The 22,341-nt window shown below is 70.6% G+C and carries 23 protein-coding genes; 13 read left to right on the plus strand and 10 right to left on the minus strand.

Annotated elements, in window-relative coordinates; all coding sequences use genetic code 11:
- Nucleotides 1-39 precede the first annotated feature (39 nt).
- Nucleotides 40-717: a DedA family protein gene (locus tag OU415_RS34005; RefSeq protein ID WP_270953691.1), complete on the minus strand. Its 678-nt coding sequence runs from the start codon at nt 715-717 to the stop codon at nt 40-42.
- A gap of 164 nt (nt 718-881) precedes the next feature.
- Between OU415_RS34005 and OU415_RS34010 the strand changes: the two genes are divergently transcribed.
- The 3 genes from OU415_RS34010 (at nt 882) to OU415_RS34020 (ending at nt 4,178) form a co-directional block, all read left to right on the plus strand.
- Nucleotides 882-1,235: a twin-arginine translocase TatA/TatE family subunit gene (locus OU415_RS34010; RefSeq protein ID WP_270953692.1), complete on the plus strand. Its 354-nt coding sequence runs from the start codon at nt 882-884 to the stop codon at nt 1,233-1,235.
- 467 nt (nt 1,236-1,702) lie between these two features.
- Nucleotides 1,703-3,103 (plus strand): MFS transporter, encoded by a 1,401-nt coding sequence (locus OU415_RS34015; RefSeq protein ID WP_270953693.1) that lies wholly within the window; start codon nt 1,703-1,705, stop codon nt 3,101-3,103.
- A gap of 244 nt (nt 3,104-3,347) precedes the next feature.
- Nucleotides 3,348-4,178: a VOC family protein gene (locus tag OU415_RS34020; protein WP_270953694.1), complete on the plus strand. Its 831-nt coding sequence runs from the start codon at nt 3,348-3,350 to the stop codon at nt 4,176-4,178.
- Nucleotides 4,179-4,205: 27 nt separating this feature from the next.
- Here OU415_RS34020 and OU415_RS34025 read toward each other — a convergent pair whose 3' ends face one another.
- The 4 genes from OU415_RS34025 to OU415_RS34040 all read right to left on the minus strand — a co-directional run bounded on the left by OU415_RS34025 (nt 4,206) and on the right by OU415_RS34040 (nt 6,553).
- A complete protein-coding gene (locus OU415_RS34025) occupies nt 4,206-4,793 on the minus strand; it encodes an ankyrin repeat domain-containing protein (RefSeq protein ID WP_270953696.1) in 588 nt (195 codons plus the stop codon).
- Nucleotides 4,794-4,916: 123 nt separating this feature from the next.
- Nucleotides 4,917-5,414: a nucleoside deaminase gene (locus OU415_RS34030; RefSeq protein WP_270953697.1), complete on the minus strand. Its 498-nt coding sequence runs from the start codon at nt 5,412-5,414 to the stop codon at nt 4,917-4,919.
- 15 nt (nt 5,415-5,429) lie between these two features.
- Entirely contained in the window at nt 5,430-5,900 is a 471-nt protein-coding gene (gene cynS / locus OU415_RS34035; RefSeq protein ID WP_270953698.1) for a cyanase, read from the minus strand.
- A 47-nt stretch (nt 5,901-5,947) separates the two neighbouring features.
- A complete protein-coding gene (locus OU415_RS34040) occupies nt 5,948-6,553 on the minus strand; it encodes a carbonic anhydrase (protein ID WP_270953699.1) in 606 nt (201 codons plus the stop codon).
- Between the two features lie 116 nt (nt 6,554-6,669).
- Between OU415_RS34040 and cynR the strand changes: the two genes are divergently transcribed.
- Nucleotides 6,670-7,563, plus strand: a complete 894-nt coding sequence (cynR, locus tag OU415_RS34045; protein ID WP_270953701.1) for a transcriptional regulator CynR — start codon at nt 6,670-6,672, stop codon at nt 7,561-7,563.
- Nucleotides 7,564-7,732: 169 nt separating this feature from the next.
- Nucleotides 7,733-8,782: a methyltransferase gene (locus tag OU415_RS34050; protein WP_270953703.1), complete on the plus strand. Its 1,050-nt coding sequence runs from the start codon at nt 7,733-7,735 to the stop codon at nt 8,780-8,782.
- A gap of 43 nt (nt 8,783-8,825) precedes the next feature.
- On the opposite strand, the gene OU415_RS34055 is transcribed toward OU415_RS34050, so the two are convergent.
- Nucleotides 8,826-9,395, minus strand: coding sequence for a dienelactone hydrolase family protein (locus tag OU415_RS34055; protein ID WP_270953704.1), 570 nt, complete (start codon nt 9,393-9,395; stop codon nt 8,826-8,828).
- Between the two features lie 224 nt (nt 9,396-9,619).
- Here OU415_RS34055 and ypfJ point away from each other — a divergent pair, with 224 nt between their 5' ends.
- Nucleotides 9,620-10,543 (plus strand): KPN_02809 family neutral zinc metallopeptidase, encoded by a 924-nt coding sequence (gene ypfJ / locus OU415_RS34060; RefSeq protein ID WP_270953705.1) that lies wholly within the window; start codon nt 9,620-9,622, stop codon nt 10,541-10,543.
- A gap of 6 nt (nt 10,544-10,549) precedes the next feature.
- On the opposite strand, the gene OU415_RS34065 is transcribed toward ypfJ, so the two are convergent.
- Nucleotides 10,550-11,560, minus strand: a complete 1,011-nt coding sequence (locus OU415_RS34065; RefSeq protein WP_270953706.1) for an Lrp/AsnC family transcriptional regulator — start codon at nt 11,558-11,560, stop codon at nt 10,550-10,552.
- A gap of 95 nt (nt 11,561-11,655) precedes the next feature.
- Here OU415_RS34065 and OU415_RS34070 point away from each other — a divergent pair, with 95 nt between their 5' ends.
- The 3 genes from OU415_RS34070 (at nt 11,656) to OU415_RS34080 (ending at nt 15,873) form a co-directional block, all read left to right on the plus strand.
- The gene (locus OU415_RS34070) at nt 11,656-12,858 is read left to right on the plus strand and encodes an amidohydrolase (protein WP_270953708.1); all 1,203 of its coding nucleotides are present in this window, start codon (nt 11,656-11,658) and stop codon (nt 12,856-12,858) included.
- 86 nt (nt 12,859-12,944) lie between these two features.
- Nucleotides 12,945-14,237, plus strand: a complete 1,293-nt coding sequence (locus OU415_RS34075; protein WP_270953709.1) for a DUF3100 domain-containing protein — start codon at nt 12,945-12,947, stop codon at nt 14,235-14,237.
- A 163-nt stretch (nt 14,238-14,400) separates the two neighbouring features.
- A complete protein-coding gene (locus OU415_RS34080; protein WP_270953710.1) occupies nt 14,401-15,873 on the plus strand; it encodes an AMP-binding protein in 1,473 nt (490 codons plus the stop codon).
- 3 nt (nt 15,874-15,876) lie between these two features.
- Here the strand turns inward: OU415_RS34080 and OU415_RS34085 are convergent, their stop codons facing one another.
- Entirely contained in the window at nt 15,877-16,581 is a 705-nt protein-coding gene (locus tag OU415_RS34085) for a hypothetical protein (RefSeq protein ID WP_270953711.1), read from the minus strand.
- Between the two features lie 168 nt (nt 16,582-16,749).
- On the opposite strand from OU415_RS34085, the gene OU415_RS34090 reads away from it, so the two are divergent.
- Nucleotides 16,750-16,977 carry a LapA family protein gene (locus tag OU415_RS34090; RefSeq protein WP_270953712.1) on the plus strand — a complete coding sequence of 76 codons (228 nt, stop codon included), beginning with the start codon at nt 16,750-16,752 and terminating at the stop codon, nt 16,975-16,977.
- 73 nt (nt 16,978-17,050) lie between these two features.
- A complete protein-coding gene (locus tag OU415_RS34095; RefSeq protein ID WP_333779281.1) occupies nt 17,051-17,338 on the plus strand; it encodes a DUF1540 domain-containing protein in 288 nt (95 codons plus the stop codon).
- 92 nt (nt 17,339-17,430) lie between these two features.
- Here OU415_RS34095 and OU415_RS34100 read toward each other — a convergent pair whose 3' ends face one another.
- Nucleotides 17,431-17,898: a PPOX class F420-dependent oxidoreductase gene (locus OU415_RS34100; protein WP_270953713.1), complete on the minus strand. Its 468-nt coding sequence runs from the start codon at nt 17,896-17,898 to the stop codon at nt 17,431-17,433.
- Nucleotides 17,899-18,122: 224 nt separating this feature from the next.
- Between OU415_RS34100 and OU415_RS34105 the strand changes: the two genes are divergently transcribed.
- On the plus strand, nt 18,123-18,971 hold the full coding sequence (locus OU415_RS34105) for a patatin-like phospholipase family protein (protein ID WP_270953714.1): 849 nt from the start codon (nt 18,123-18,125) through the stop codon (nt 18,969-18,971).
- Nucleotides 18,972-19,044: 73 nt separating this feature from the next.
- On the opposite strand, the gene argG is transcribed toward OU415_RS34105, so the two are convergent.
- Complete coding sequence (argG, locus tag OU415_RS34110) at nt 19,045-20,463, minus strand: argininosuccinate synthase (protein ID WP_270953715.1); 1,419 nt, start codon at nt 20,461-20,463, stop codon at nt 19,045-19,047.
- 162 nt (nt 20,464-20,625) lie between these two features.
- Between argG and OU415_RS34115 the strand changes: the two genes are divergently transcribed.
- Nucleotides 20,626-22,152, plus strand: coding sequence for a Mur ligase family protein (locus tag OU415_RS34115; RefSeq protein WP_270953716.1), 1,527 nt, complete (start codon nt 20,626-20,628; stop codon nt 22,150-22,152).
- Nucleotides 22,153-22,341 lie beyond the last annotated feature (189 nt).

Consider the following 22,341-nt stretch of genomic DNA (forward strand, 5'->3'; position numbering starts at 1 on the left):
GTGCGCGCGGGCCACGTCGTGGACCTCGGCTGATCGCGGTCACTGCTCCGCGCGGGGGGTCCGAGCCGCTTCCGCCGTCGCCGCGCGGCGAGCTCGGACCTTCCGCCACAGCACCACGGCCACGACCACCGCGACCACGGCCATGAGCACGAACCAGCTGGCTTCGCCGAGGACGTCCTCGACGTAGCGGGCCGACGCTCCCGCGCCGGTGCCGATGCCGACGTGCAACGTCGACCAGCACAGGGCACCGGCGGCCGATGCCGGGAGGAACCGCCGGAAGCGCAGGTCGGAGGCGCCCGACGCGGCGGGTGTCAGGGTGCGCAGCACGGGCAGGAACCGGCCGACGAACACCGCGCCCGCGCCGTGCTTGCGGAGCTGGTCGGCGGCCCGGTCCCAGTGCTGGCGGCCGATGCGGCCGACCAGCTTCGTCTCGCGCAGGCGCTGCCCGTAGCGGTGTCCCAGCCAGTACCCGATGGTGTCACCGGTGGTGGCGCAGAGGGTGACGACCAGGACCATCGCCACGAAACCGAACACGTCGGTGATCGCGGAGGCGGCGATCAGCAGGCCGGTTTCGCCCGGTATGACCATGCCGAGGCCGATGGTGCACTCGGCCAGCGTGAGCGCGCCCGCCGCCGCGATGACCAGCGGTAGGGGTAGCTGCGCCAACGACGAGAGCAACTCCCCGAGATCCACCGCGCCCTCCGTGCTGGTCCTCATCGGACCGTTTCGCCCGGAACGGTCCCCCCGTCGCCACCATAGCCGCGGTGGCCGGGCCGGAACTGGTGTCCGGAGCCGCTCGTTCGCGTGGCGTTCCGGCGCCCGTTCGACGGTGCCAACCGGCCCGGTGAGTACTCTGCGTGGGGGGTTTGGAGGTGGTCGGCATGAGCTTGCCGCACCTGGCCGTTCTGCTCGTCGCAGGTCTGTTCATCTTGGGCCCGGAACGGCTGCCGCAGACCGCCGCGTGGGCGGGGCGCGCGCTTCGCCAGGTCCGAGAGCACGCCACGGGCGCCCAGCAGCGGCTCCAGGAGGAGTTCGGCGACGACCTGCGCGAACCGCTGGAGCAGCTGCGAGAGCCCCTCCAGCAGCTCAACGCGCTGCGCAATGCCGACCCGCGACGTGCAGTGGTCAACTACTTGCTCGACGATCGCGCGGATTCGCATTCGACGACGCCGCGGTCCTCGCCGCGCGGGCTGGGCAGTGGCGAGAAACCGCCGTTCGACGCCGACGCGACCTGATCGCCGGAGTCCGGTTCGAAACTGATCGAACAAATTTCTGAATTGGGTGTTGAGTCGCGGTTCTCGCGCGCTCGATTCCGGGCGAAGGTGAAACTGCAGTGGCTCGAGAGGAAGTTTCCCGGAAGGTGACCAGCCTGCTTCCGCGGCGTGAGATCTCAGGTTTCCGCTGGTCTCGGGCTTGCGAATCTGGTCTGATGGGGCAGGATCGTGCGGGTGGCGCGCGTCGTCTTTCCGCTCCGAATACCACTATGCGAATTGTCTTCGCATACCTCCGGCGATCTCCGTTGTGCTCGAAACATTCGGTTTGCATGATTTGCCCGGTTGCAACGTGATGGATATACCTCTTTTCGCATCCGGGGCGGCGATCCACAATTCCACGCACTATTGTTCTTCGGCATGTTCGCTTTCCGATGGAAAACACCGGAGCTCGTGGACCTGCTGGCCGACCGGGCCGGGCGGTGCGCGCGGTGACGGCTGAGGAGCACGCCGGGTCCGGCATCCGTTCGGTCGAAGGCGTCACCGTGGTCGACCCGGGCCTGGTGCGCCGGGCCGTCGCGGCGGCGGCCGTGGGCAACGTGACCGAGTGGTTCGACTTCGGCGTCTTCGCCTACCTGGCCACCACGATCGGCAAGGTCTTCTACCCGGAGTCCAGCCCGACCTCGCAGCTGCTGGCGACCTTCGGCACCTTCGCCGCGGCGTTCCTGGTCCGCCCGCTCGGCGGGATGTTCTTCGGGCCGCTCGGCGACCGGATCGGGCGCACCCGGGTGCTGGCCACCACGATGATCATGATGGCGGCCGGGACGTTCTGCATCGGCCTGATCCCCAGCCACGACGCGATCGGGCTGGCCGCGCCGATGCTGCTGCTGCTCGCCCGGCTCGTCCAGGGCTTCTCCACCGGCGGTGAGTACGGCGGCGCGATGACGTTCATCGCCGAGTACGCCCCGGACAAGCGGCGCGGGTTCCTGGGCAGTTGGCTGGAGTTCGGCACGCTGACCGGCTACATCCTCGGCGCGGTGATCGTCGCCGTGCTGACCGCCGCGATGCCGGAGCCCGACCTGCTGTCCTGGGGCTGGCGCATCCCGTTCCTGGTGGCCGGACCGCTGGGCGTCGTCGGCATGTACCTGCGGATGAAGCTCGAGGAGACACCGGCGTTCGCCGCGCTGGTCGAGAAGCACGAAGCGCAGCAGAAGGAACCGGTGAAGGGGGAGTTCAAGGAGATCTTCCTCCAGCAGTGGCCGGCCATGCTGGTGTGCGGGGCGCTGGTGCTGGTGTTCAACGTCACCAACTACATGCTCACCGCCTACATGCCGACCTACCTGACCGACGCGCTGCCGCCGGTGATCGGCGAGACCGAGTCCTACGTCCTGCAGATCGTGGTCATGGCGGTGATGCTGGCGGTGATCACGTTCATCGGGAGCATCAGCGACCGCGTCGGCCGCAAGCCGGTGATCATGGTCGGGTGCGCGGCGCTGGTGGTGCTGTCGGTGCCGTCGGTGCTGCTGATCCAGCAGAACACGGTCTCGACGGTGTTCGCCGGGCTGCTGATCATGGGTCTGACGCTGGTGATCTTCAGCGCCACCATGCCGTCCACGCTGCCCGCGCTGTTCCCGACGCACGTCCGGCAGGGTGCGCTGTCGATCTCGTTCAACATCTCGGTGTCGTTGTTCGGCGGCACGGTCGCCACCGTGATGACCGCGCTGATCGCGGCCACCGGCGACCTGATGTGGCCGGCCTACTACCTGATCGGCGCGGGCATCATCGGCGCGATCGGGGTCTGGTTCACCAAGGAGTCCGCGGCTCGTCCGCTGCCCGGAGCGACCGCTTCGGTCGGGACCGAGGAGGAGGCGAAGGCGGCCGCCGGTCGCTGACCCCACCTCGAGCTGCACCGCGAACCCGCCACCGCCGCCCCGATCGGCGGTGGCGGGTTTTCGTCCACTGTGGACATCGCAGCGCTGCGACCGGCATCGTCGGGCGAATTGGCGCCGTTACTCCGAAAGCAGTGCTCTGTCCGGGTGTTTGACCCGATCGTGATCTCCGTTGCCGGGGTCCTCCGTCGGGGGAGGGGCGCATAATGACCCGGACAAGTGATCTTGACGCGCTGGGGGGCCGAACATGTCCGTCGAGAACGCTCGCTGGGACATCCCCGCCGGGATGCCCTGCTGGATCGAGCTGGTGACCACCGACGTGCCGACGGCCTGCGGGTTCTACGGCCGGCTGTTCGGGTGGGAGTTCGAGGAGCACGACGATCCGCGCGAGGGCTCGCACGTGATCGCGCACCGGGACGGCTACCCGGTGGCCAGCATCCGCGAGTCCGCGGACGGCCGCTCGAAATGGCGGCTGTTCCTGGCGACCCCGAACAGCGCGGTCACCGCGGCCGAGGCGGGCAAGCTGGGCGGGCAGGTCGTCGTGCCGCGCAGCCGGGTGCCGGGCCTGGGCGTGAAGATGGTGCTGACCAGCCCGTCGGACGACGAGTTCGGCCTGCTGGAGCCGGACGCGCAGTGGCAGTTCGACGTCGGCCTGCCGGGCACCCTGGTGTGGGCCGAGCTGGTCACCATCAAGGCGCAGACGGCCGACCACTTCTACGGCGGCCTGTTCGGCTACACCGGCGAGCAGTTCGGCACCGACCACCTCTCCGACTACGAGGTCTGGTACCTGGGCGGCGATTCGGTGCTGGCCCGGGTCAGCATGATCCGCGACCACATCAGCCCGGACGCGCACTCGCACTGGCTGGTCTACCTCGGCGTGGACGAGGAGATCGGCACCGACGAGATGGTGCGGGCGGCGGTCGCCCTCCACGGCCGGATCCGGGTGGACCCGTACGACTGCAGCCTCGGACGGGTCGCGGTGCTGCGCGACCCGATGGGCGCGCGCTTCGCGCTCGTCGACCCGTCCCAGGCCACCGATTACGGCTCAGCGGGCAACGACGACCCCTACGACGACTGACCGGTCCTGCCTGGAGCGCGGCGGTGCTCAGGCGGCCTCTCGCAGCAGGTCCGCGATCTCCTTCTGACCGGCGGCCCGGGCGTGGTGGAGGGCCGTCACGCCCTCGCCGTCCGGGATGGCCGGGTCCGCTCCGGCGTCGAGGAGCATCTGCACGATCTGCTGGTAGGGGCGGCTGCCGTCGCCGAGGATCACGGCTTCGAGCAGACCGGTCCAGCCGAGGTTGTTGATGTGGTTGACGTCGATCTCGGTGCGCAGGACCGCCCGGACGTAGTCGACGTGGCCGCGTTCGCAGGCGGGGATGAGCGCGACGCCGCCGAACCGGTTGGTGATGGTGACGTCGGGACCGGCGGGCAGCAGCACCCGGAGCATCTCGACGCTGCCGGTCACCCCGGTGGCCAGGAACGGGCTGTCCCGGCGGTCGTCCTGGGCGTTGGGATCGGCCCCGGCCGCGACGAGCTCGCGGGCGACGTCGACGTGATCGCTGAGCACGGCGAGCAGCAGCGGCGTGCGCTGGTGCGCATCGCGGGCTTCCACGTCGGCGCCGGCCGCGAGCGCGGCGCGGACGTCGGCGAGGTTGCCGGTGGTGGCCGCGTGGAGGAGCCGGTGATCGGCCATCGAGGTCCTTTCCTGGGGCTGAGAACAGGGTGCGCCGCCACCGGTGACGGGGGGAGGGACCGGTGGCAGCGCCGGAGCCAGGAGATCACAAGGGTGGGGTGATTCCCAGCAGTTCCTCCGCGATCAGGCTGTGGGTGCGCCGGCGACCCGTCGTTCGCCGCCGTTGCGCTCCTGCCAGTCCTTGTAGACGTCGACGGCCGCATCGCTGGGTTCGTGGCGCATCGGCAGTCGGCGCTCCCGCCAGTCCTTGGCGAACTCGGAGTAGAACGTGTCGAGCTCGAAGTACTTGCGGTCGTCCACGTAGTGCGGCTCGTAGGCCTCGCGGGTGGTCAGGAAGACGACCTCGTCGGGGCTGCAGTAGTACAGCGAGCCCAGGCACATCGGGCAGGGGTGCGCCAGCACGTAGATGGTGGTGCCGGTGAGGTGCTCGGTGCCGAGCTTCGTGCACGCCTCCCGGATGGCCAGGACCTCGGCGTGCGCGGTCGGGTCGCCGGTCTGCGCCACCTTGTTGGGGCTTTCGGCCACGATCTCGCCGTCCTTGGCGATGACGGTCGCGAACGGGCGGCCGCCCTCCTCGACGTTGCGGCGGGCCAGGTCGATGGTGCGCTGGATGAAGTCCACTTCGTCTCCCGGTTCTCAGAAGGGCTTGGTCGGCAGGTACTTGCCGTCGAGGGTGATCACGGCTCGTTCGCCGCCCTCGGGGTCGGCGACCTTCTGGACGTCCAGGCGGAAGTTGATGGCGCTGATGATGCCGTCGCCGAACTTCTCGTGCACCAGCGCCTTGAGCGTGGTGCCGTAGACTTGGAGCATCTCGTAGAACCGGTAGATGGTGGGGTCGGTGGGCACGCCGCCGGGGATCGAACCGCGGGTCGGGACGGTCTGCAGCAGCAGCACCGCGTCCTCGCCGAGCTCGAGGAGCTCAGCGACCGCCTTGGCGGCGGCCGCGGGCAGCGCGTGCTGGCCCAGCAGGGCGGCCGTCACGAAAGCCTCGGAGAAACCGGCGGTTTCGGCGATCTGCTGCCACGTGAGGTCCTTGCGGGTCTTGCTCTCGACCGCCGCGATGGCGAGTTGCTGGCGGGCGGTGGGGTCGAACTGGGCGTGCACCACGTTCGAAATCCTCTCTTCTGGTGTGTTGCGGGATCCGGTTCCGGTGCTCATGCGGCCGGGACGGGAGCGATCAGGTCGTCGCGGCCGAGTTCGGCCACGGTTCCGGTGGCGATGTCGAAGACCCAGCCGTGCAACGAGATCTGGCCGCTGGCGGCCGCTCGGGCGACGGACGGGTGGGTCATCAGGTTCGCCAGCTGCGCGAGCACGTTGTGCCGCACGAGCACGTCGACCTCGCCGTGCCAGTCCGCAGCGGCGGCGCGGGCCAGCGAGGCGTCCGCGTGGCGCAACCACCCGGCGGTGGTGGGCAGGGCGGACATGTCCTGGTTCTCGGCGAGGGCGGTCATGGCGCCGCAGGCGGAGTGCCCGCAGACGACCACGTCGGTCACGCCGAGCGCGTTGATGGCGTACTCGATGCTCGCGGTGATGCCGTCGGCGTCCGCCGAGTGCGCGGGGACGAGGTTGCCCGCGGTGCGGATGACGAACAGCTCGCCCGGCTCCTGCTGGGTGATCAGCTCGGGGACCACGCGGGCGTCGGAGCAGCCGATGAACAGCGTGCGGGGCCGGTGCGTGGTGGCCAGCTGGGCGAACAGCTCGGCCTTGGTGGGGAAGACGCCCTGCTGGAACCGGCGAATGCCGTCCGCGAGGTGCTGCATGGACCCTCCTCCTGCAGGTGTCGTTTGCTTGACCACCACAACCATGCATGAGCTGGACCTATAGTGTCCAAGTCGCAGATGTCATCGAAACGATTGCTGGCATCTATAGTGGAGGTGTGACCGTGGAACTGCGCCACCTCCGCTACCTGCTGGCCGTCGCCGAGCAGGCGAACTTCACCCGCGCCGCCGAGGAGCTGCACATCTCGCAGCCGACGCTGTCGCAGCAGATCAAGCAGCTGGAGAAGGCGCTGGGCGTGCAGCTGCTTGACCGGACCGGGCGGTCGGTGCGGCTGACCGACGCCGGTGCGACCTACGTCGACCACGCGCGCCAGGCGCTGCGCGATCTCGAGGCCGGTCAGCGCGCCGTGCTCGACGTGCAGGACCTGACCCGCGGGCACCTGCGGTTGGCGGTCACGCCGACCTTCACGGCCTACCTGGTCGGGCCGTTGACCGGTGCGTTCTGGGCCGCGTACCCCGGGATCAGCCTGGACGTGCGGGAGATGACCCAGGACCGGATCGAATCCGCCCTGCTCGCCGACGAGCTGGACCTGGGCGTGGCGTTCAGCGGAGAGCACCTGCCGGGCATCGACAGCGCCCCGCTGCTGACCGAATCCCTCAGCCTCGTCGTCGGCCGACGCCATCCGCTGGCCAGCCGCGAGGCCCCGCTGCCGGTGGCGGAGGTGGCAGATCAGCCGCTGGCGCTGCTCAGCACCTACTTCGCCACCCGAGTCCACATCGACGCCTACTTCGCCGAGCAGGGCGCGCAGGTGCAGGTCGCGGTGGACGCGAACTCGGCCACCGCGCTGATCGAGATCGTCCTGCGGACCGATCTGGCGACCATCCTGCCCGACGCCGTCACCCGGGAGCACCCCGAGCTGCACCCGATCCCGCTGGAGCCGGCGCTTCCGACCCGCACGCCCTGCCTCCTGCGTCGCGAAAGCGCTTACCAGAGCGCGGCATTGCGCGAGTTCGTGCGCATGGCACGGGAGATGCAGAAGCCGGACAGGTAGCCCACCGGAGTCCGATGTGGACTCGACCGTGCGGGATCAACGCTGAATCCGCCGGTTGCAGCAACGAGATTCGCGCGTGCGCGCTTCTCGGGCTATTCCCCGGAACTCGGAGTCGATCTGTGACACCCTCGGCCAGGCGACCTTGGTTGCCTGGAACTCGGGGGAAGACATGCCGTTCAAGAGCGAGCTCGCCCAGCCGTCGGCCGCTGAAGCGGAGCGGACGCGCAACGCGGACGCGGTCATGGGGATGCTGACCGGGCACTGGACGGCCCAGATCACCCGGGCCGCCGCTGATCTGCGGATCGCCGACCACGTCGCCGCGGGCGCCGCCACGGCGCAGGAGATCGCAGAGGAGGAATCGAGCGATCCGGACACCACGTACCGGCTGATGCGCGCCTGCGCCAGCCTCGGTCTGCTGGGCCACGAGGGCCGGCGCCGCTTCCGCCTCACCGCGCTCGGCGAGGTGCTGCGCGAAGGTGTGCCCGGATCGCTGCGGGAGGCCGCCCTGGTTCAAGGGGCGCCGGGTCACTGGCAGAGCTGGGGCCTGCTCCCGGAAGCGGTGCGCTCCGGTGGCAACCAGGTCGAGCAGGCCCTGGGCGCCGACATCTTCACGCACTTCAGCCGGAACCCCGGCGAGGCGGGCCTGTTCTCGAAGTTCATGTCGAACATGACCGGCATGGTCATCGAGGACGCGATCTCGCTGCTGGACCTCGACGGGGTGGGCCGGGTGGTCGACGTCGGCGGCGCCGAGGGCGCTCTGGTCCTCCAGCTGATGCGGGAGCACCCGGACGTCGAAGGCCAGGTGTTCGACCTCCCGCACGTCGTCGAGGACGCCCGGCGGGCCGCCGGTGAAGCCGGGCTGTCCGACCGCTTCACCGCAGTCGGCGGGGACTTCTTCACCGACGTTCCGGAGGCCGACTACTACCTGCTCAAGAACATCTTGCACGACTGGGCCGACGAGCAGTGCCGCACCATCCTCCGCAACTGCCGCCGGGCGGCGCGCCCGGGAGCCCGCGCGCTGGTGATCGAGGCGCTGATCGGTGACATCGGCAAGCCCGACCAGGCCGTGCTCATGGACATGAACATGCTCGCCGTCTCGGAGGGCCTCGAGCGCGACCTGGACGAGTTCGACGAGCTCTTCGCCGCCACCGGCTGGAAGCGCACCGACATGAGGCCGACCCGCTCGCTCTACTCGCTGATCGAGCTGGAAGCGATCTGAACGCGTCCCAGGTGATCACCGGTGGGCAGCTGCGGCCCGCGGCTCAGAGCGAGTCGATGAAGTCCAGCGACGCGGCCCAGGCCTTCCGGGCGGCCTCGGCGTCGTGATCGGGCAGGTCCGGATCGGTGAACAGGTGCCCGGCGCCGGGGTAGCGGTAGATCTCCACGTCCGCCCCGGCCCGCTGCATCTGCAGGTACCAGGAGTTCAGCCAGTCGTCGGTCTCGAACGGGTCGGGGTCGGCTACGTGCAGCTGCACCGGCAGGTCGTCGACCTCGGCGTTCTCCGCGATGTCGGACGTGCCGTGCAGGAGCAGCAGGCCGCGGGCCTTCTCGTCGGCCAGCGCGAGGGTCTGGGCCATGGCCGCACCCATGGAGAGCCCCGCGTACACCAGTCCGCGGGCGCTGAGCGGAGCGGCGACCTGCACCGCCCGGCGCAGCAGCTCGTCGCGGCCGATCTCCTCGCTGATGTGCTGGCCGTCCTCGACGGTCTCCGCGGTCCGGCCGTCGAACAGGTCGGGGACGTGCACCTCGTGGCCGGCCTCGCGCAGCCGGTCGGCCGCGGCGTGCACGGCCGGCCGCAACCCGTACGACGAATGAAGCAGAAGGATGTCCACGTCGGACATCCAATCAGCTGCCCCCGACCCGAGCCGGACGGAGGGTCGCACCGGAAAGCTCAGCGGGCCCCGGCACCGGGGTGGTGAACATCGGGCGCCGGGGGTGTTGCGCGCGCAACACCGGCTCACCGCACAAGATCGGTGGAGCACCGCGGCCGGATATCGTGTCCGGCGAGCAAGACGTCCGCACGCCGGTCGGCGCGCGGTTCTCCAGGAGGAATTCGGTGCGGTTCAACGAGAACGCGGAGCTGGACACGTCCCAGGTCCAGGAAGCCGGTGGTTCCGGCGGAGGCTTCGGGGGCGGCGCGATCGCGGTCGGTGGCGGCGGACTCACCGTCGTCGGGGTCGTGATCTTCTTCCTGATCAGCAACTTCCTCGGCGGTGGCCAAACCCCGCTGCCGCTGAGCCTCGACCAGCTCCCCGCCGGTCAGCAGGCGGACGACCAGCGGCTCGCGCAGGAGTGCCGCACCGGGGCCGACGCCAACCGCCGCGACGACTGCGCGCTGGTGGCCTCGATCAACTCCATCCAGGGCTACTGGAACGACCAGTTCAAGCGCTCCGGCGGCCGCTACCGGACGGCGCCGACGAACTTCTTCCGCGGTTCCGTGCAGACCGCGTGCGGTGGCGCGACCTCCGACGTCGGCCCGTTCTACTGCCCGGCCGACTCCGAGGTCTACATCGACCTGGACTTCTTCAAGGACCTGCAGACCCGGTTCGGCGCCCGGGGCGGGCAGTTCGTGGAGGCCTACGTGCTGGCCCACGAGTACGGCCACCACGTGCAGAACCTGCTCGGCACCTCCTCGAAGGTCGACCCCCGCAAGACCGGACCGACCTCGGGCGCGGTGCGGCTGGAGCTGCAGGCCGACTGCTACGCGGGGGTGTGGGCCAACCATGCCACCACGGTGCCGACCAAGTCCGGCCAGCCGCTGATCGAGGACATCACCCAGGACGACGTCAACCGCGCCCTGGACGCCGCGGAGCACATCGGCGACGACTTCATCCAGGCCGAGCTCGGCGGTGGCCGGGTGGACGAGAGCAAGTTCAGCCACGGCAGTTCGGCGCAGCGCGAGAAGTGGTTCACCACGGGTCTGCGCAGCGGGAACCCGAACACCTGCAACACCTTCGACCCGAAGGTCAGCCTCGGCTGAGCCCGGTCAGGGGCTGCTGCGGGTGTCGAGGGGGACGGAACCGGTCGCGTGGCCGCGTTCGTCCAGGAGCCGGCCGACGAGCTTCACCGGCCGCACGACGATGCTGCGGTCCACGATGTCCAGGTTCGGCAGCAGCCGGCTCATGTGCGTCTCCAGGTCCTGGACGTCGGCCAGGGACCGCTGCCACACCGCGATGATCACGTTGTGCGGCCCGGCCGTCGAGGTCACCGCGCGGACCTCCGGGATGCGGGCCAGGGTGCGCGCGGTGTCGTCGAGGTGGGCCGGGGGAACCCGCGCGAAGAACCACGCGTAGACCGGCCACCCGGACTGCGTGCGGGCGAGCTCGCAGCGCAGGCGGAGCTGCCGGCTGGCCAGCATCCGGGCCATCCGCCGCCGGACCGTGCTCGTGCTGGTGCCCGCTGCCTCGGCGAGCGCCGCGACCGGGGTCCGGCCGTCGGCGGCCAGCGCCACCGCGATCGCCCAGTCCTGCTCGGTCAGCTTGACCAGGCCGGTGGTGGCGCCGGGTTCCCAGGCCATCCGCGCGGCCTGCTCGTGGTCGAGGGCGCGCAGCCGCCAGCGGCTGGCCTCGGTGTAGATCCGGACGGCGGGGTGGCTGCGCACCTGCTGGAGGTGCTCGACCCGGCTCATCCGCTCCAGCAGGTAGCGGGACAGGACCTGCGGATCCGGGGTGCTGACGGTGACCAGCACGTCGCGTCCGCCCGCGGTCACGTCGACGGTGATGGCCTGCGGGTCTTCGGCCAGCTCGCGCGCCACGTCCACCCCGCGTCCCGGCTCGCAGACCAGTTCCACGAAGGCGGTGGCCTGGGTGGCGGTGGTCGGGGGATAGGCGGAGATCCAGGCCAGCCCGGCGCGCTCCAGCCGCGCCCACCTGCGGGCGGCGGTGACCGGGTCGATGCCGAGCACGCCGCCGATCAGCGACCAGGGCGCGCGGGGGTGGATCTGCAAGGCGTTGACCAGTGCGAGATCGACTTCGTCGAGGCTGGCGTGATCGTGCATCTGAGGTGAGTTCCTGCGTCGATCCTGCATTTGAGCGGACCGAAGCGTCTCATCGCTGACCCTTCCTGTCCAGGACGGACCAGGGAGGCGCGGACGTGAGCGGTCAGGACAGCACGGCACTGCAGGATTCGGTGCGCGACGAGCAGCAGCGCTGGCAGGAGCGGCTCCTCCAGCTCAGCCGCAGCCTGCACGCGGAGCCGGAGCTCGCCTTCGCCGAGCACCGCTCGGTGGAGAAGGTCACCGAGCTGCTCGGTGCGGCGGGTTTCGCGGTGGAGCCGGGCCCGGACGACGTGCCGACGGCGTTCACCGCGGTGCGCGGCAGCGGGGAGTTCACCGTCGGCATCTGCGCCGAGTACGACGCGCTGCCCGAGATCGGCCACGCCTGCGGGCACAACATCATCGCCGCGGCCGCCGTCGGCGCCGCGATCGGGCTGGCCGCCGTCGCCGACGAGCTCGGGATCCGGGTCAAGGTCATCGGCACCCCGGCCGAGGAGCACGGGGGCGGGAAGGTCCTGCTGCTGGAGCGGGGCATCTTCGACGACGTGACCGTGGCGATGATGGTGCACCCCGGGCAGGCCGACGTGCACCCGGCGACCTTCGCCAGCCAGGCGGTGAGCCGGTTCGCCGTGACCTACGAGGGACGGGCTTCGCACGCCGCCGCCGCGCCGCACCAGGGCATCAACGCCGCTGATGCCGCAGTCGTCGCCCAGGTGGCGATCGGGTTGCTGCGCCAGCAGATCACGGGTGACTGCCGGATCGGGCTGTTCGTCCGGGAGGGCGGCGCGGTCACCAACATCATCCCCGAGAAGTCCGTCGTGGACTGCGAGGTGCGAGCCTTCGACGTCGAGTCGATGTCGGCGCTGCAGGAGCGCGTCATGGCCTGCTTCGACGCCGGGGCGCGGGCCAGCGGCGCCACGATGTCCGTCGAGCCCACCGAACCGCTCTACGCCGACCTGGTGCAGGACCCGGCGATGTCCGACCGGTTCGCCGCGCACATCGAGGCATCGGGCCGGGAGCTGAGCGAGACCCACGGCCTGCGAGGTGGGTCCACGGACATGGGCAACGTCTCGCACGTCGTGCCCAGCATCCACCCGTCCATCGCGATCATCGGCTGCGAGTTCCCGCCGCACACCCGCGGTTTCGCCGCCGCTGCGGCGACCCCGGCCGCGGACGCCGCCGTCGTGGACGGGGCCGCCGCGATGGCGCTGACCGCGGTGGACGTCGCCGCCGATCCGGTGTTGCGCCAGAAGTTCCTGGACGAGCACGTCGCCCGCCGCTCGTCGACTACGCCGGCCTGAGCGCCGAGCACGACAAGACCGCCCGCACCGTCGCGGCGCACTGAGCCGCCGCGACCTCACCCCCTCTGGCCACCATGGAGGAAACCATGACCGGCTCCACGGTCGCGCAGCCGACAGCGTCCACCACCCCATCGCGCAACCGCGTGATCCTCCTCGTCGTGGTCGCGCTCGCCCTGACCGCCGCCGCCGAAGCCATCGGAAGCCACAAGGTCCCGCTGGGACCGGGCGCGATCACGCTGTTCCCCATCATCTGGGGACTGCTGCTCGGTGCTGTGGTGAGCGTTCAGCGGTTCCGCCCGGTGCCGGTGCGGATGCAGAAGGCCGCCACCTACGTCGTGGAGGCGGGCGTGCTACTGCTCGGCGTGCGCCTGGCGTTCGTGGTGGGGCACGAACTCCCGGTGCTCAAACAGGCCAGCGCCGCGCTGCTGCTGCAGGAGCTGGGCCACCTGTTCGGCACGGTCGTGCTGTCGCTGCCGCTGGCGGTGCTGCTGAAGATGGGCCGTTCCGCCGTCGGCGCCTGCTTCTCCATCGACCGCGAGGCGTCGTTCGCGATGGTCTCGGAGCGGTTCGGCCCCGACTCCGAGGAGTACCGGGGTGTGCTGAGCATGTACATCTTCGGCAGCGTCGTCGGCGCGCTGTACGTGACGCTGCTGGCCAGCTTCCTGGCGGGCACCGGGTTCCTCGACCCGCTGGCGCTGGCCATGGGCACCGGGGTCGGCTCCGGCTCGGTGATGGCCGCCGCATCGGCGGCGATCGCCGCCCAGAACCCGGGGATGGCCGACCAGATCGTGGCGGTGGCGACCGTGAGCAACCTGGTCACCACGCTGCTCGGGCTCTACGTCGGCATGTTCGTCGCGCTCCCGCTGGCCGACCGCTTCTACCGGCTGCTGACCCGCGGCCGCACGATCGCACCCACGACCGGGCCCGCAGTGGCTCCGGTGGCCGGGACCGACGCTTCCGCCGGGTTGCGGCCGCTGGCCGCGATCGGGATCGCGCTGCTGGCCATGATCGTGTCCAACGTCGTGCACACCGGCGGATTCCAGCTGCGGTCCCTGCTCGGGTTCGCCCTGGTCGCCGCCGTGGTCCTGGCCGGGCTCGGGCTCAAGAAGGTGACCGGGCTGCCGGCCGTCGCCGGTACGTCGGTCCTGGCCATCGCGCTCACCTCGCCGATCTCGCCGGTCGCCGACGTGGTGCTGTCGCTGATCGAACCGATCGAGTTCCTCGCCCTGGCGACCCCGATCCTGGTCTTCGCCGGGCTGAGCATCGGCAAGGACGTGCCTGCGCTCAAGCACATCGGCTGGCGGATCGTCCCGGTCGGGCTGGTCTCCTTCGCCGCGTCGTTCCTCATCTCGGCGGTCATCGCGCACGTGCTGCTCTGACCCCGTTTTTCGTGAGTGGCGATGGTGGTTCTTGCGACCATCGCCGCTCACGAGAGGTGTGACCGCTAACAGCTCCTCGACGCGCGGTGCGGGCGCTAATACGTTCGGATCTCGGCGCGGCAACACCGCCGCACGCGGACCACCGACGGAGGAGCAACCGGAGATGACCACCGACTCGACGGGCGGTCCCGGCCGGACGGCGCTGGCAGCGCGCTTGCGGGAGCTGGTCGCGCAAGCGCCCGACCGCCCGGCGGTCACCGACGACCACGTCACGCTGACGCGGGCCGAGCTGGACCGGCGCACCAACCAGCTCGCGCGCCGGTTCGCCTCGCTCGGCGTCACCCGCGGGTCGATGGTGTCGATCGCGCTGGTCAACCAGGTGCGGCACCTGGAGTGCTCGATCGCGGCGTGGAAGCTCGGCGCGATTCCCCAGCCGCTGTCGCACCGCCTGCCGCCCGCCGAGCTGTCGGCGCTGCTGGACGTCGCCGACCCGGCGCTGGTGGTCGGGCTCCGGCCGCAGGACGGGCGTCCGTGGCTGCGCGGTGACGAGGACGTCGCGGACGAATCCGACGCCGCTCCGCCGGACGTCATCGGACCGGCGTGGAAGGCCCCGACCTCGGGCGGCAGCACCGGGCGGCCCAAGCTGATCGTGGCTGGTCAGGAGGCCACCGCGGAAGCGGTCCTCGCGGGGGCCGACCACCTCCGCCTGGAACGCGACGGCGTCATGCTCACCACCGCGCCGCTGTACCACAACGCGCCCAACATGTTCTCGCTGATCTCGGTGCTCCAAGGCGGCCACGTGGTCCTGATGTCGCGGTTCGACGCCGACCGCGCACTCGGCCTGATCGAGCAGCACGCGGTGACCTGGCTCTACGTGGTCCCCACCATGATGGGGCGGATGCTGCGGCTGCCCGCCGAGCGCCGGGCCGAGGTGGACCTCTCCTCGCTGCGGACGGTCTTCCACATCGGTGCGCCCTGCCCGCAGCACGTCAAGCGCGGCTGGATCGACTGGGTCGGCCCGGAGAAGGTCGTCGAGGTCTACGCCGGCACCGAGGCGCTGGCCAGCACGATGATCGACGGGGTCGAGTGGTTGCAGCGCCCCGGTTCGGTCGGTAAGGTCGCCGCCGGCGAGATCACCGCCCGCGACGAGGAGTTCCGCGAGCTGCCGCCGGGGGAGGTCGGTGAGCTGTGGCTGCGCCCGGCCCCGGGAGCCTCGCCGCCCTACCGCTACGTCGGGGCCGACCCCAGGGCGCGCGACGGCTGGGAATCGCTGGGCGACATGGGTTGCTTCGACGTCGACGGCTACCTCTACCTCGCCGACCGGAGCACGGACGTGGTGCTGGTCGGCGGCGCGAACGTCTACCCGGCGGAGGTCGAGAACGCGCTGGCCGAGCACCCGCACGTCACCTCGAGCGCGGTGATCGGCCTGCCCGACGACGACCTCGGCAACGTGGTCCACGCGATCCTGCAGACCACCGGTCCGGTGCCCGACGAAGAACTGCTGGAGCACCTGCGCGCCCGCCTCGCGCCGTACAAGATCCCGAGGTCCTTCGAGTTCACCGGCGAGCCGCTCCGCGACGACGCGGGCAAGGTGCGCCGGAGCGAACTGCGCGCAGCCAGGCTGCGGAAGGACTGACGGTCAGGCCGGGCCGACGGCTCCCCGCCGCTGCGGGCTGATGCTGGGCAGGTGCTCGCGGACCAGCAGCCCGCTCATGGCCAGCAGCCACAGCGCGGTCAGCGCGTTGGGGACGTAGGAGGTGAGCACGCTGTCCGGTGCGAGCACCCCGGCACCGCTGATCACCGTGATCGCGCCCAGAACCCTGATCACGGCGACGAATCCGGTGAACCACCCGGCCCACTTGGGGAACACGTCGGTGCGCGCGATGGCCACCGCGCAGGCCGCCAGAGGCAGCGCCAGGGCCAGCCCGGCTATCGCCCGCACGACGACCAGCGCGGAGTAGGGGATCGAGGCCACCACGAGCAGCATCGGGTGGGTGGTCAACGCCTGGACCACACCGCCCAAGGCCGCCACGCCGAGGAATCCGATGGATGCGGTGATCGCGAACCCGCTGAGCACGACGGCCGGCGCATCGCTGTTCGGATCGGCCAGCCGGAACGCGGTGGCCAGCGTCGCGCCGAACCACATGAACAGCACGATGGCCGCTGCCGCGAGCACGACCGCGGTCATGATCATGCCGCGGGCGAAGAACAGGTAGCTGGCGATGGCGTTGGTGGATTCGGTGATCCGCGGCGCGCCGCGGAGCAGGATGCTCGCGATCACGGCGAGCACGAGCGAAGCGAGACCGGCCAACCCGCCCCAGCGCATTTCGTGACCGTTGCTCATCGGGTCCTCCCGCGGGCTCGGGTGCGGAGAATGCATCGACGATCGCGACTGGCCACCGCGTTGTCACCGGGGAGAAAGTCCCCAATCGCCGCTGTGACGTTGTGCTCTGGAGCCGCGCCAGCAGTGCTGCGCATGCTGGTGACGACGGGCGGCGATGGAGCGTGCGTGATGAAGAGGCGGGGAACGACGGTGGAGCCGACGGGTCGGCGCTGGGGGCCGGCCGCGACGGCTCTCGTGCTGGTCGCGCTCGGGGTGGTGCTCGCCGTCGAGAACCGCGCGCTCGTCGAGATCCGGCTGCTGGTCCCGGTGGTGACCCTGCCGCTGTGGACCGCGCTGGCCGTGCTGCTGGTCATCGGCGTCGTCATCGGACTGCTGGTCGGCCGCTCCCGCAAGTGACGCCCGCGCGGTTACCGCGGCCCGTTCCGGGGAAGCCCTCATCAAACACGCACCACGACGGGAGGGGGACCCCATGATGGAGATGCCGCTGGTGAACAAGTGCACCGCGACCGAATGCGCGTTCAACGACGAGGAGAACTGCCACGCGCTGGCGATCACCATCGGCGAGCCGCGGCAACCGCAGTGCGACACCTTCGTCACGGCGTCGGTCTCCGGAGGCGATCCGGACTCGGTCGCGCACGTCGGCGCCTGCAAGATGGCCGACTGCCGCTACAACTCGCACCTCGAATGCCAGGCCCCCGGGATCTCGGTGGGCCACGAGCACGACCTCGTGGACTGCCTGACCTACCAACCCGCCTGACCAGCCACAGTGGAGGCCGAGACCCGGAAACCGCTGGCCGACGTGGTGGACCGGCTGACGGCGCTCGCCGGTCCACCACCGCGCCGCTGACCTCAGCCCTCGTCGGCGAGGTGGGCCGGGAAACCTCCGGTGGCGATCGGGCTCCAGCGTTCGGGGGTGACCCGGATCAGGGACTTGCCCTGCTTGCGCATCGCCTCGCGGTACTCGTCCCAGTCCGGGTGTTCGCCGGAGATGTTGCGGAAGTACTCGACCAGCGGCTTCACCGAGTCCGGTGCGTCGATCACCTCGGCGGTGCCGTCGATCTGGACCCACGCGCCGTTCCACTCGTCGGACAGCACGATCACGCTCACCCGCGGGTCGCGCTTGGCGTTGCGGGTCTTCGCGCGCTCCGGGTAGGTGGACATCACCAGTCGCCCCGCGTCGTCCACGCCGCAGGTCAGCGGTGACCCCTGCGGGCGTCCGTCGGCCCGGGTGGTCAGCAGGATCGCGCGGTGGCGCGGTCGGACGAAGTCCAGCAGTCCGGCGAGGTCCACCTTCGTGTTGGTGGCGATCTGAGGCATCGCGGAACCTTCCTCGAGCACATCCAGCGGTACGCGCCCATCCTCCCGCGCACCGCCGGACGCGGCCGAACCGGATCACCCGCGAACGACGGAGATCTCGGACCACGCCTCCTGGTGGACGGGGACCAGATCGGCGTGGTGTTCCAGCGCCGAACCCGCCCCGAGGCGAACTCGCTCCACTAGTGTCGGGTTGCTGATCGTGCAATGGCTGGGGGTTGCGGGTGATGACTGGGTTGGCGGGACCCGACGGGACAGCGGTTGTGCTGGGCGCCGGAGGTGTCGTGGGTACGGCGTGGATGTCCGGGCTCGCCGCCGGATTGCGCCGTCAGGGCGTTGACCTGGCGCAGTCAGATGCCATCGTGGGCACTTCGGCAGGTGCCATCGTCGGCGCGATGCTGACTACTGGCCGGGATCTCGATCTCCTGGCCGAGCCTCCTCGGCCTACCGGTCCCGCTCCCAAGCGGGATTCCGGCGTCTTCGCCGAGGTGTTCGCTGTCCTCACCGAACCAGAACTCGCACCAGAGATCGCACGCCGTCGGGTTGGGCAGCTCGCGATCTCTGCCGACACCGACTCCGAAGAGGCGCAGATCGACCGGATGGACTCGCTGGTCGCGGCACGCGACTGGCCGCCTGGAACGCTCCTGGTCACTGCCGTGGACGCAGAAACCGGCCAACGGCGTGTCTGGGACCGCGAGGATGGCGTGCCTCTGCTGTCCGCTGTGGCGTCGAGCATGGCGTTTCCCGGTGCCTCCCCGACGATCACTATCAACGGCCGCCGCTACATGGATGGCGCCTTGTGGTCCAGCACCAACGCCGACCTCGCCACCGGTGCCCGCACCGTAGTGGTCATCGATCCCCAGGCACACCTGTTCCCCCGTGAACCACTGCATCGGGAACTCGACGTGTCCGGTGCCGACAGCACCGTGATGATCAACCCCGACCGAGCAGCGATCGATGACTTCGGGCCTGACCTCAACGACCGGAAGGCGTGGCAACCGGCCTACCGAGCCGGAACCCGCCAGGCCGCGGAGGCCGTCGAGCAACTCCGCACCGCCTACCGCGTGGACCGCTGATTCGATTTTCCGAGAACGCGAAAGGCCGCCGCGGGGGAGGTTCCCCGCGGCGGCCTCGTGCGGTGGGCTCGGGTCAGTCCGTGCCGAACTCCATCGCGGCGCGGTCCAGGGAACCGGCTTCGGTCTCGGCTTCCGCACCGACGGAGGCGATCGCGTCGGCGCCGCCGGACTGCAGGGTGCCGACCAGCTCGGTGTGGGCCGGGCCGACCAGGCCGAGCTGGGCGTAGGTCTCCAGCTTGGCGCGGGAGTCGGCGATGTCCAGGTTCCGCATGGTCAGCTGGCCGATCCGGTCGACCGGGCCGAAGGCGGCGTTCTCGGTGCGCTCCATGGACAGCTTGTCCGGGTGGTAGGAGAACGCCGGGCCGGTGGTGTCCAGGATCGAGTAGTCCTCGCCGCGGCGCAGCCGCAGGGTGACCTCACCGGTGACCGCCGAGCCGACCCACCGCTGCAGCGACTCCCGCAGCATCAGCGACTGCGGGTCCAGCCAGCGGCCCTCGTACATCAGGCGGCCCAGCTTGCGGCCCTCGTTGTGGTAGTTGGCGACGGTGTCCTCGTTGTGGATGGCGTTGACCAGCCGCTCGTAGGCGATGAACAGCAGGGCCATGCCCGGCGCCTCGTAGATGCCGCGGCTCTTGGCCTCGATGATGCGGTTCTCGATCTGGTCGCTCATGCCGAGGCCGTGCCGGCCGCCGATCGCGTTGGCCTCGTGCACCAGGTCGACGGCGGAGGTGAACTCCTTGCCGTTGATCGCGACCGGGCGGCCCTGCGCGAAGGTGATCGTGACGTCCTCGGTGGGGATCTCGACCGACTCGTCCCAGAACCGCACGCCCATGATCGGGTCGACGATCTCGACACCGGTGTTGAGGTGCTCGAGCTCCTTGGCCTCGTGGGTGGCGCCCCAGATGTTGGCGTCGGTGGAGTAGGCCTTCTCCGCGCTGTCGCGGTAGGGCAGGCCGTGCTCCTGCAGCCACTCCGACATCTCCTGGCGGCCGCCGAGCTCGCTGACGAAGTCGGTGTCCAGCCACGGCTTGTAGATGCGCAGGCGGGGGTTGGCCAGCAGGCCGTAGCGGTAGAACCGCTCGATGTCGTTGCCCTTGAAGGTGGAGCCGTCGCCCCAGATCTCCACGCCGTCCTCGAGCATCGCGCGCACCAGCAGGGTGGCGGTCACGGCGCGGCCCAGCGGGGTGGTGTTGAAGTAGGTGCGGCCGCCCGAGCGGATGTGGAACGCGCCGCAGGTCAGCGCGGCCAGGCCTTCCTCGACCAGCGCCTCCCGGCAGTCCACCAAGCGGGAGTGCTCGGCCCCGTAGGCCTTGGCGCGGCCGGGGATGGAGGCGATGTCGGTCTCGTCGTACTGCCCGATGTCGGCGGTGTAGGTGTAGGGGATCGCGCCCTTGTCGCGCATCCACGCAACCGCGACGGAGGTGTCGAGACCTCCGGAGAAGGCGACGCCGACCCGCTGGCCGACCGGGAGACTCGTCAGAACCTTGGACATGGGTTAATACTATGCGATGGACTGCATGATTATGAAATCGGGGGTCGCGCAACCCTGTGACCAGGGATGACGCGTGAGCCCCGGGGTGTCATCTGGCGAGGTTCGGCGTTCTGGGCCGGCCGCGGAAGCGTGGCAGTCCCGGTTGGCGGGTATGTCCGATTGGTGTCGGCAGCCGTCGTCGCCGGGGGGACGTTCGCGGTGATCGTGGAATGCGACTGTCAGCGCGCAATCAGCCTGTCCGCGGCCGTGCGGGGCTTGCCGGAGGCCGAGCTGAGGGGCGAGGCGCGGATCCTGGACATCAGCACCGACAGCAGGCGGGTGGGACCAGGCGCGCTGTTCTGCGCAGTGCCGGGAACGCGGCGGGACGGGCACGGATTCGCCGCTGAGGCGGTGGCCGCCGGGGCTGGTGCGCTGCTGGTGGAGCGGTTCGTCGACCTGCCGGTTCCCCAGGTGCGCGTGCCCGCGGTGCGGCCTGCGGTGGGGCCGGTCGCCGCGGAGGTGCACGGCCGTCCCGCTGATGAGCTCGCGGTGGCCGCGGTGACCGGGACCAACGGCAAGACCACTACGGTGCACCTGGTCGAAGCCGCTCTCGCGGCCGGTGGTGTGCGGACCGGCCTGAGCTCCACCGTCGAGGCCCGCTGGCCGGGGTGGCGGAGTCCGGCGGAGCTGACCACTCCGGGTGCCGCCGATCTGCAGCGGATGCTGTGCCGCATGCGCTCGGCGGGGGTGCGGGCGGCGGTCGTGGAGGTGTCCTCGCACGCGATCGACCAGCACCGCATCGACCCGGTGCGGGCCGAGGTCGCGGTGTTCACCAACCTGAGCCCGGAGCACCTCGACTACCACGGCACCGTCGAGCAGTACTTCGCGACCAAAGCCGCGTTGTTCACGCCGCGGCGCTGCCGCCGGGCCGTGATCAACGTGGACGACTGCTGGGGACGGCGGCTGGCCGCCCAGGTCGAGGTGCCGACCGTGACCGTCGGGCGCAGTTCTCGTGCGGACGTGCGGGTCGAGGAGGTCGGACCGCGCGTGGTCTTCCACGAGGGCGGTGATCCGGTGTCGTTGACCGCGCCCGCTGTGATCGGTGGTCGGCATGCTGCCGGCCTCGCCGCGGCCTACGCGGCAGCTCGGGCGATGGGGGTGTCCAAGTCGGCTGCGGTGCGCGGGCTGACCGCGGCGCTGCCGCCCGGTCGGTTCCAGCGGGTGGACGTCGGCCAGCCGTTCCTCGCCGTGGTCGACTTCGCGCACACGCCCACCGCGGTGGCCGACCTGATCGCGGCCGCGCGCCGGACGAGCGGGGGACGGGTGCACCTCGTCGTCGGTTGCGCCGGGAACCGCGACCGGTTCAGCCGCCCGGACGTCGGCCGCGCCGCACTGGCCGCCGACACCGCGATCTTCACCACCGACGACCCGTGCGAGGAGGACCCGGCCGAGATCACCGCGCAGGTGCTGACCGGCACGATCGGGGTCAGCGGCGGGGAGTTCGTGGTGGAGCACGATCGTCGGGCGGCGATCGCCGCTGCTGTTGGCCGGGCCGGGCCGGGGGACGTCGTGCTCGTCGCGGGCCGCGGGCACGAGCGCTACCAAGCGGTAGACGGCGGTCGGCGCCCGTTCGACGACGTCGAAGTCGTCACCGCCGCCCTGGCCGATGCCGGCTGGGCGGGGCCGGACCGGGGCCGAACGTGCGGGTAGCTCCCGCGCGGAACGCGAGAGCTACCCGGAGGGTTGTGGATCACCTCATCAAGGCTGCGCGAAGTGATCCGGTTGAGGGCCTGTCATCAGACAGGTTCTCGAGGTTGGAGGATCTGGTGGGTTACCAGCGGCCCCAGTGGCCCCAGTGGCCCCAGTGGCCCCAGCCGCCCCAGCGGCCCCAGCCACCCC

It is taken from the genome of Saccharopolyspora oryzae, from assembly GCF_027853915.1.
Classification (GTDB): Bacteria; Actinomycetota; Actinomycetes; order Mycobacteriales; family Pseudonocardiaceae; genus Saccharopolyspora; species Saccharopolyspora oryzae.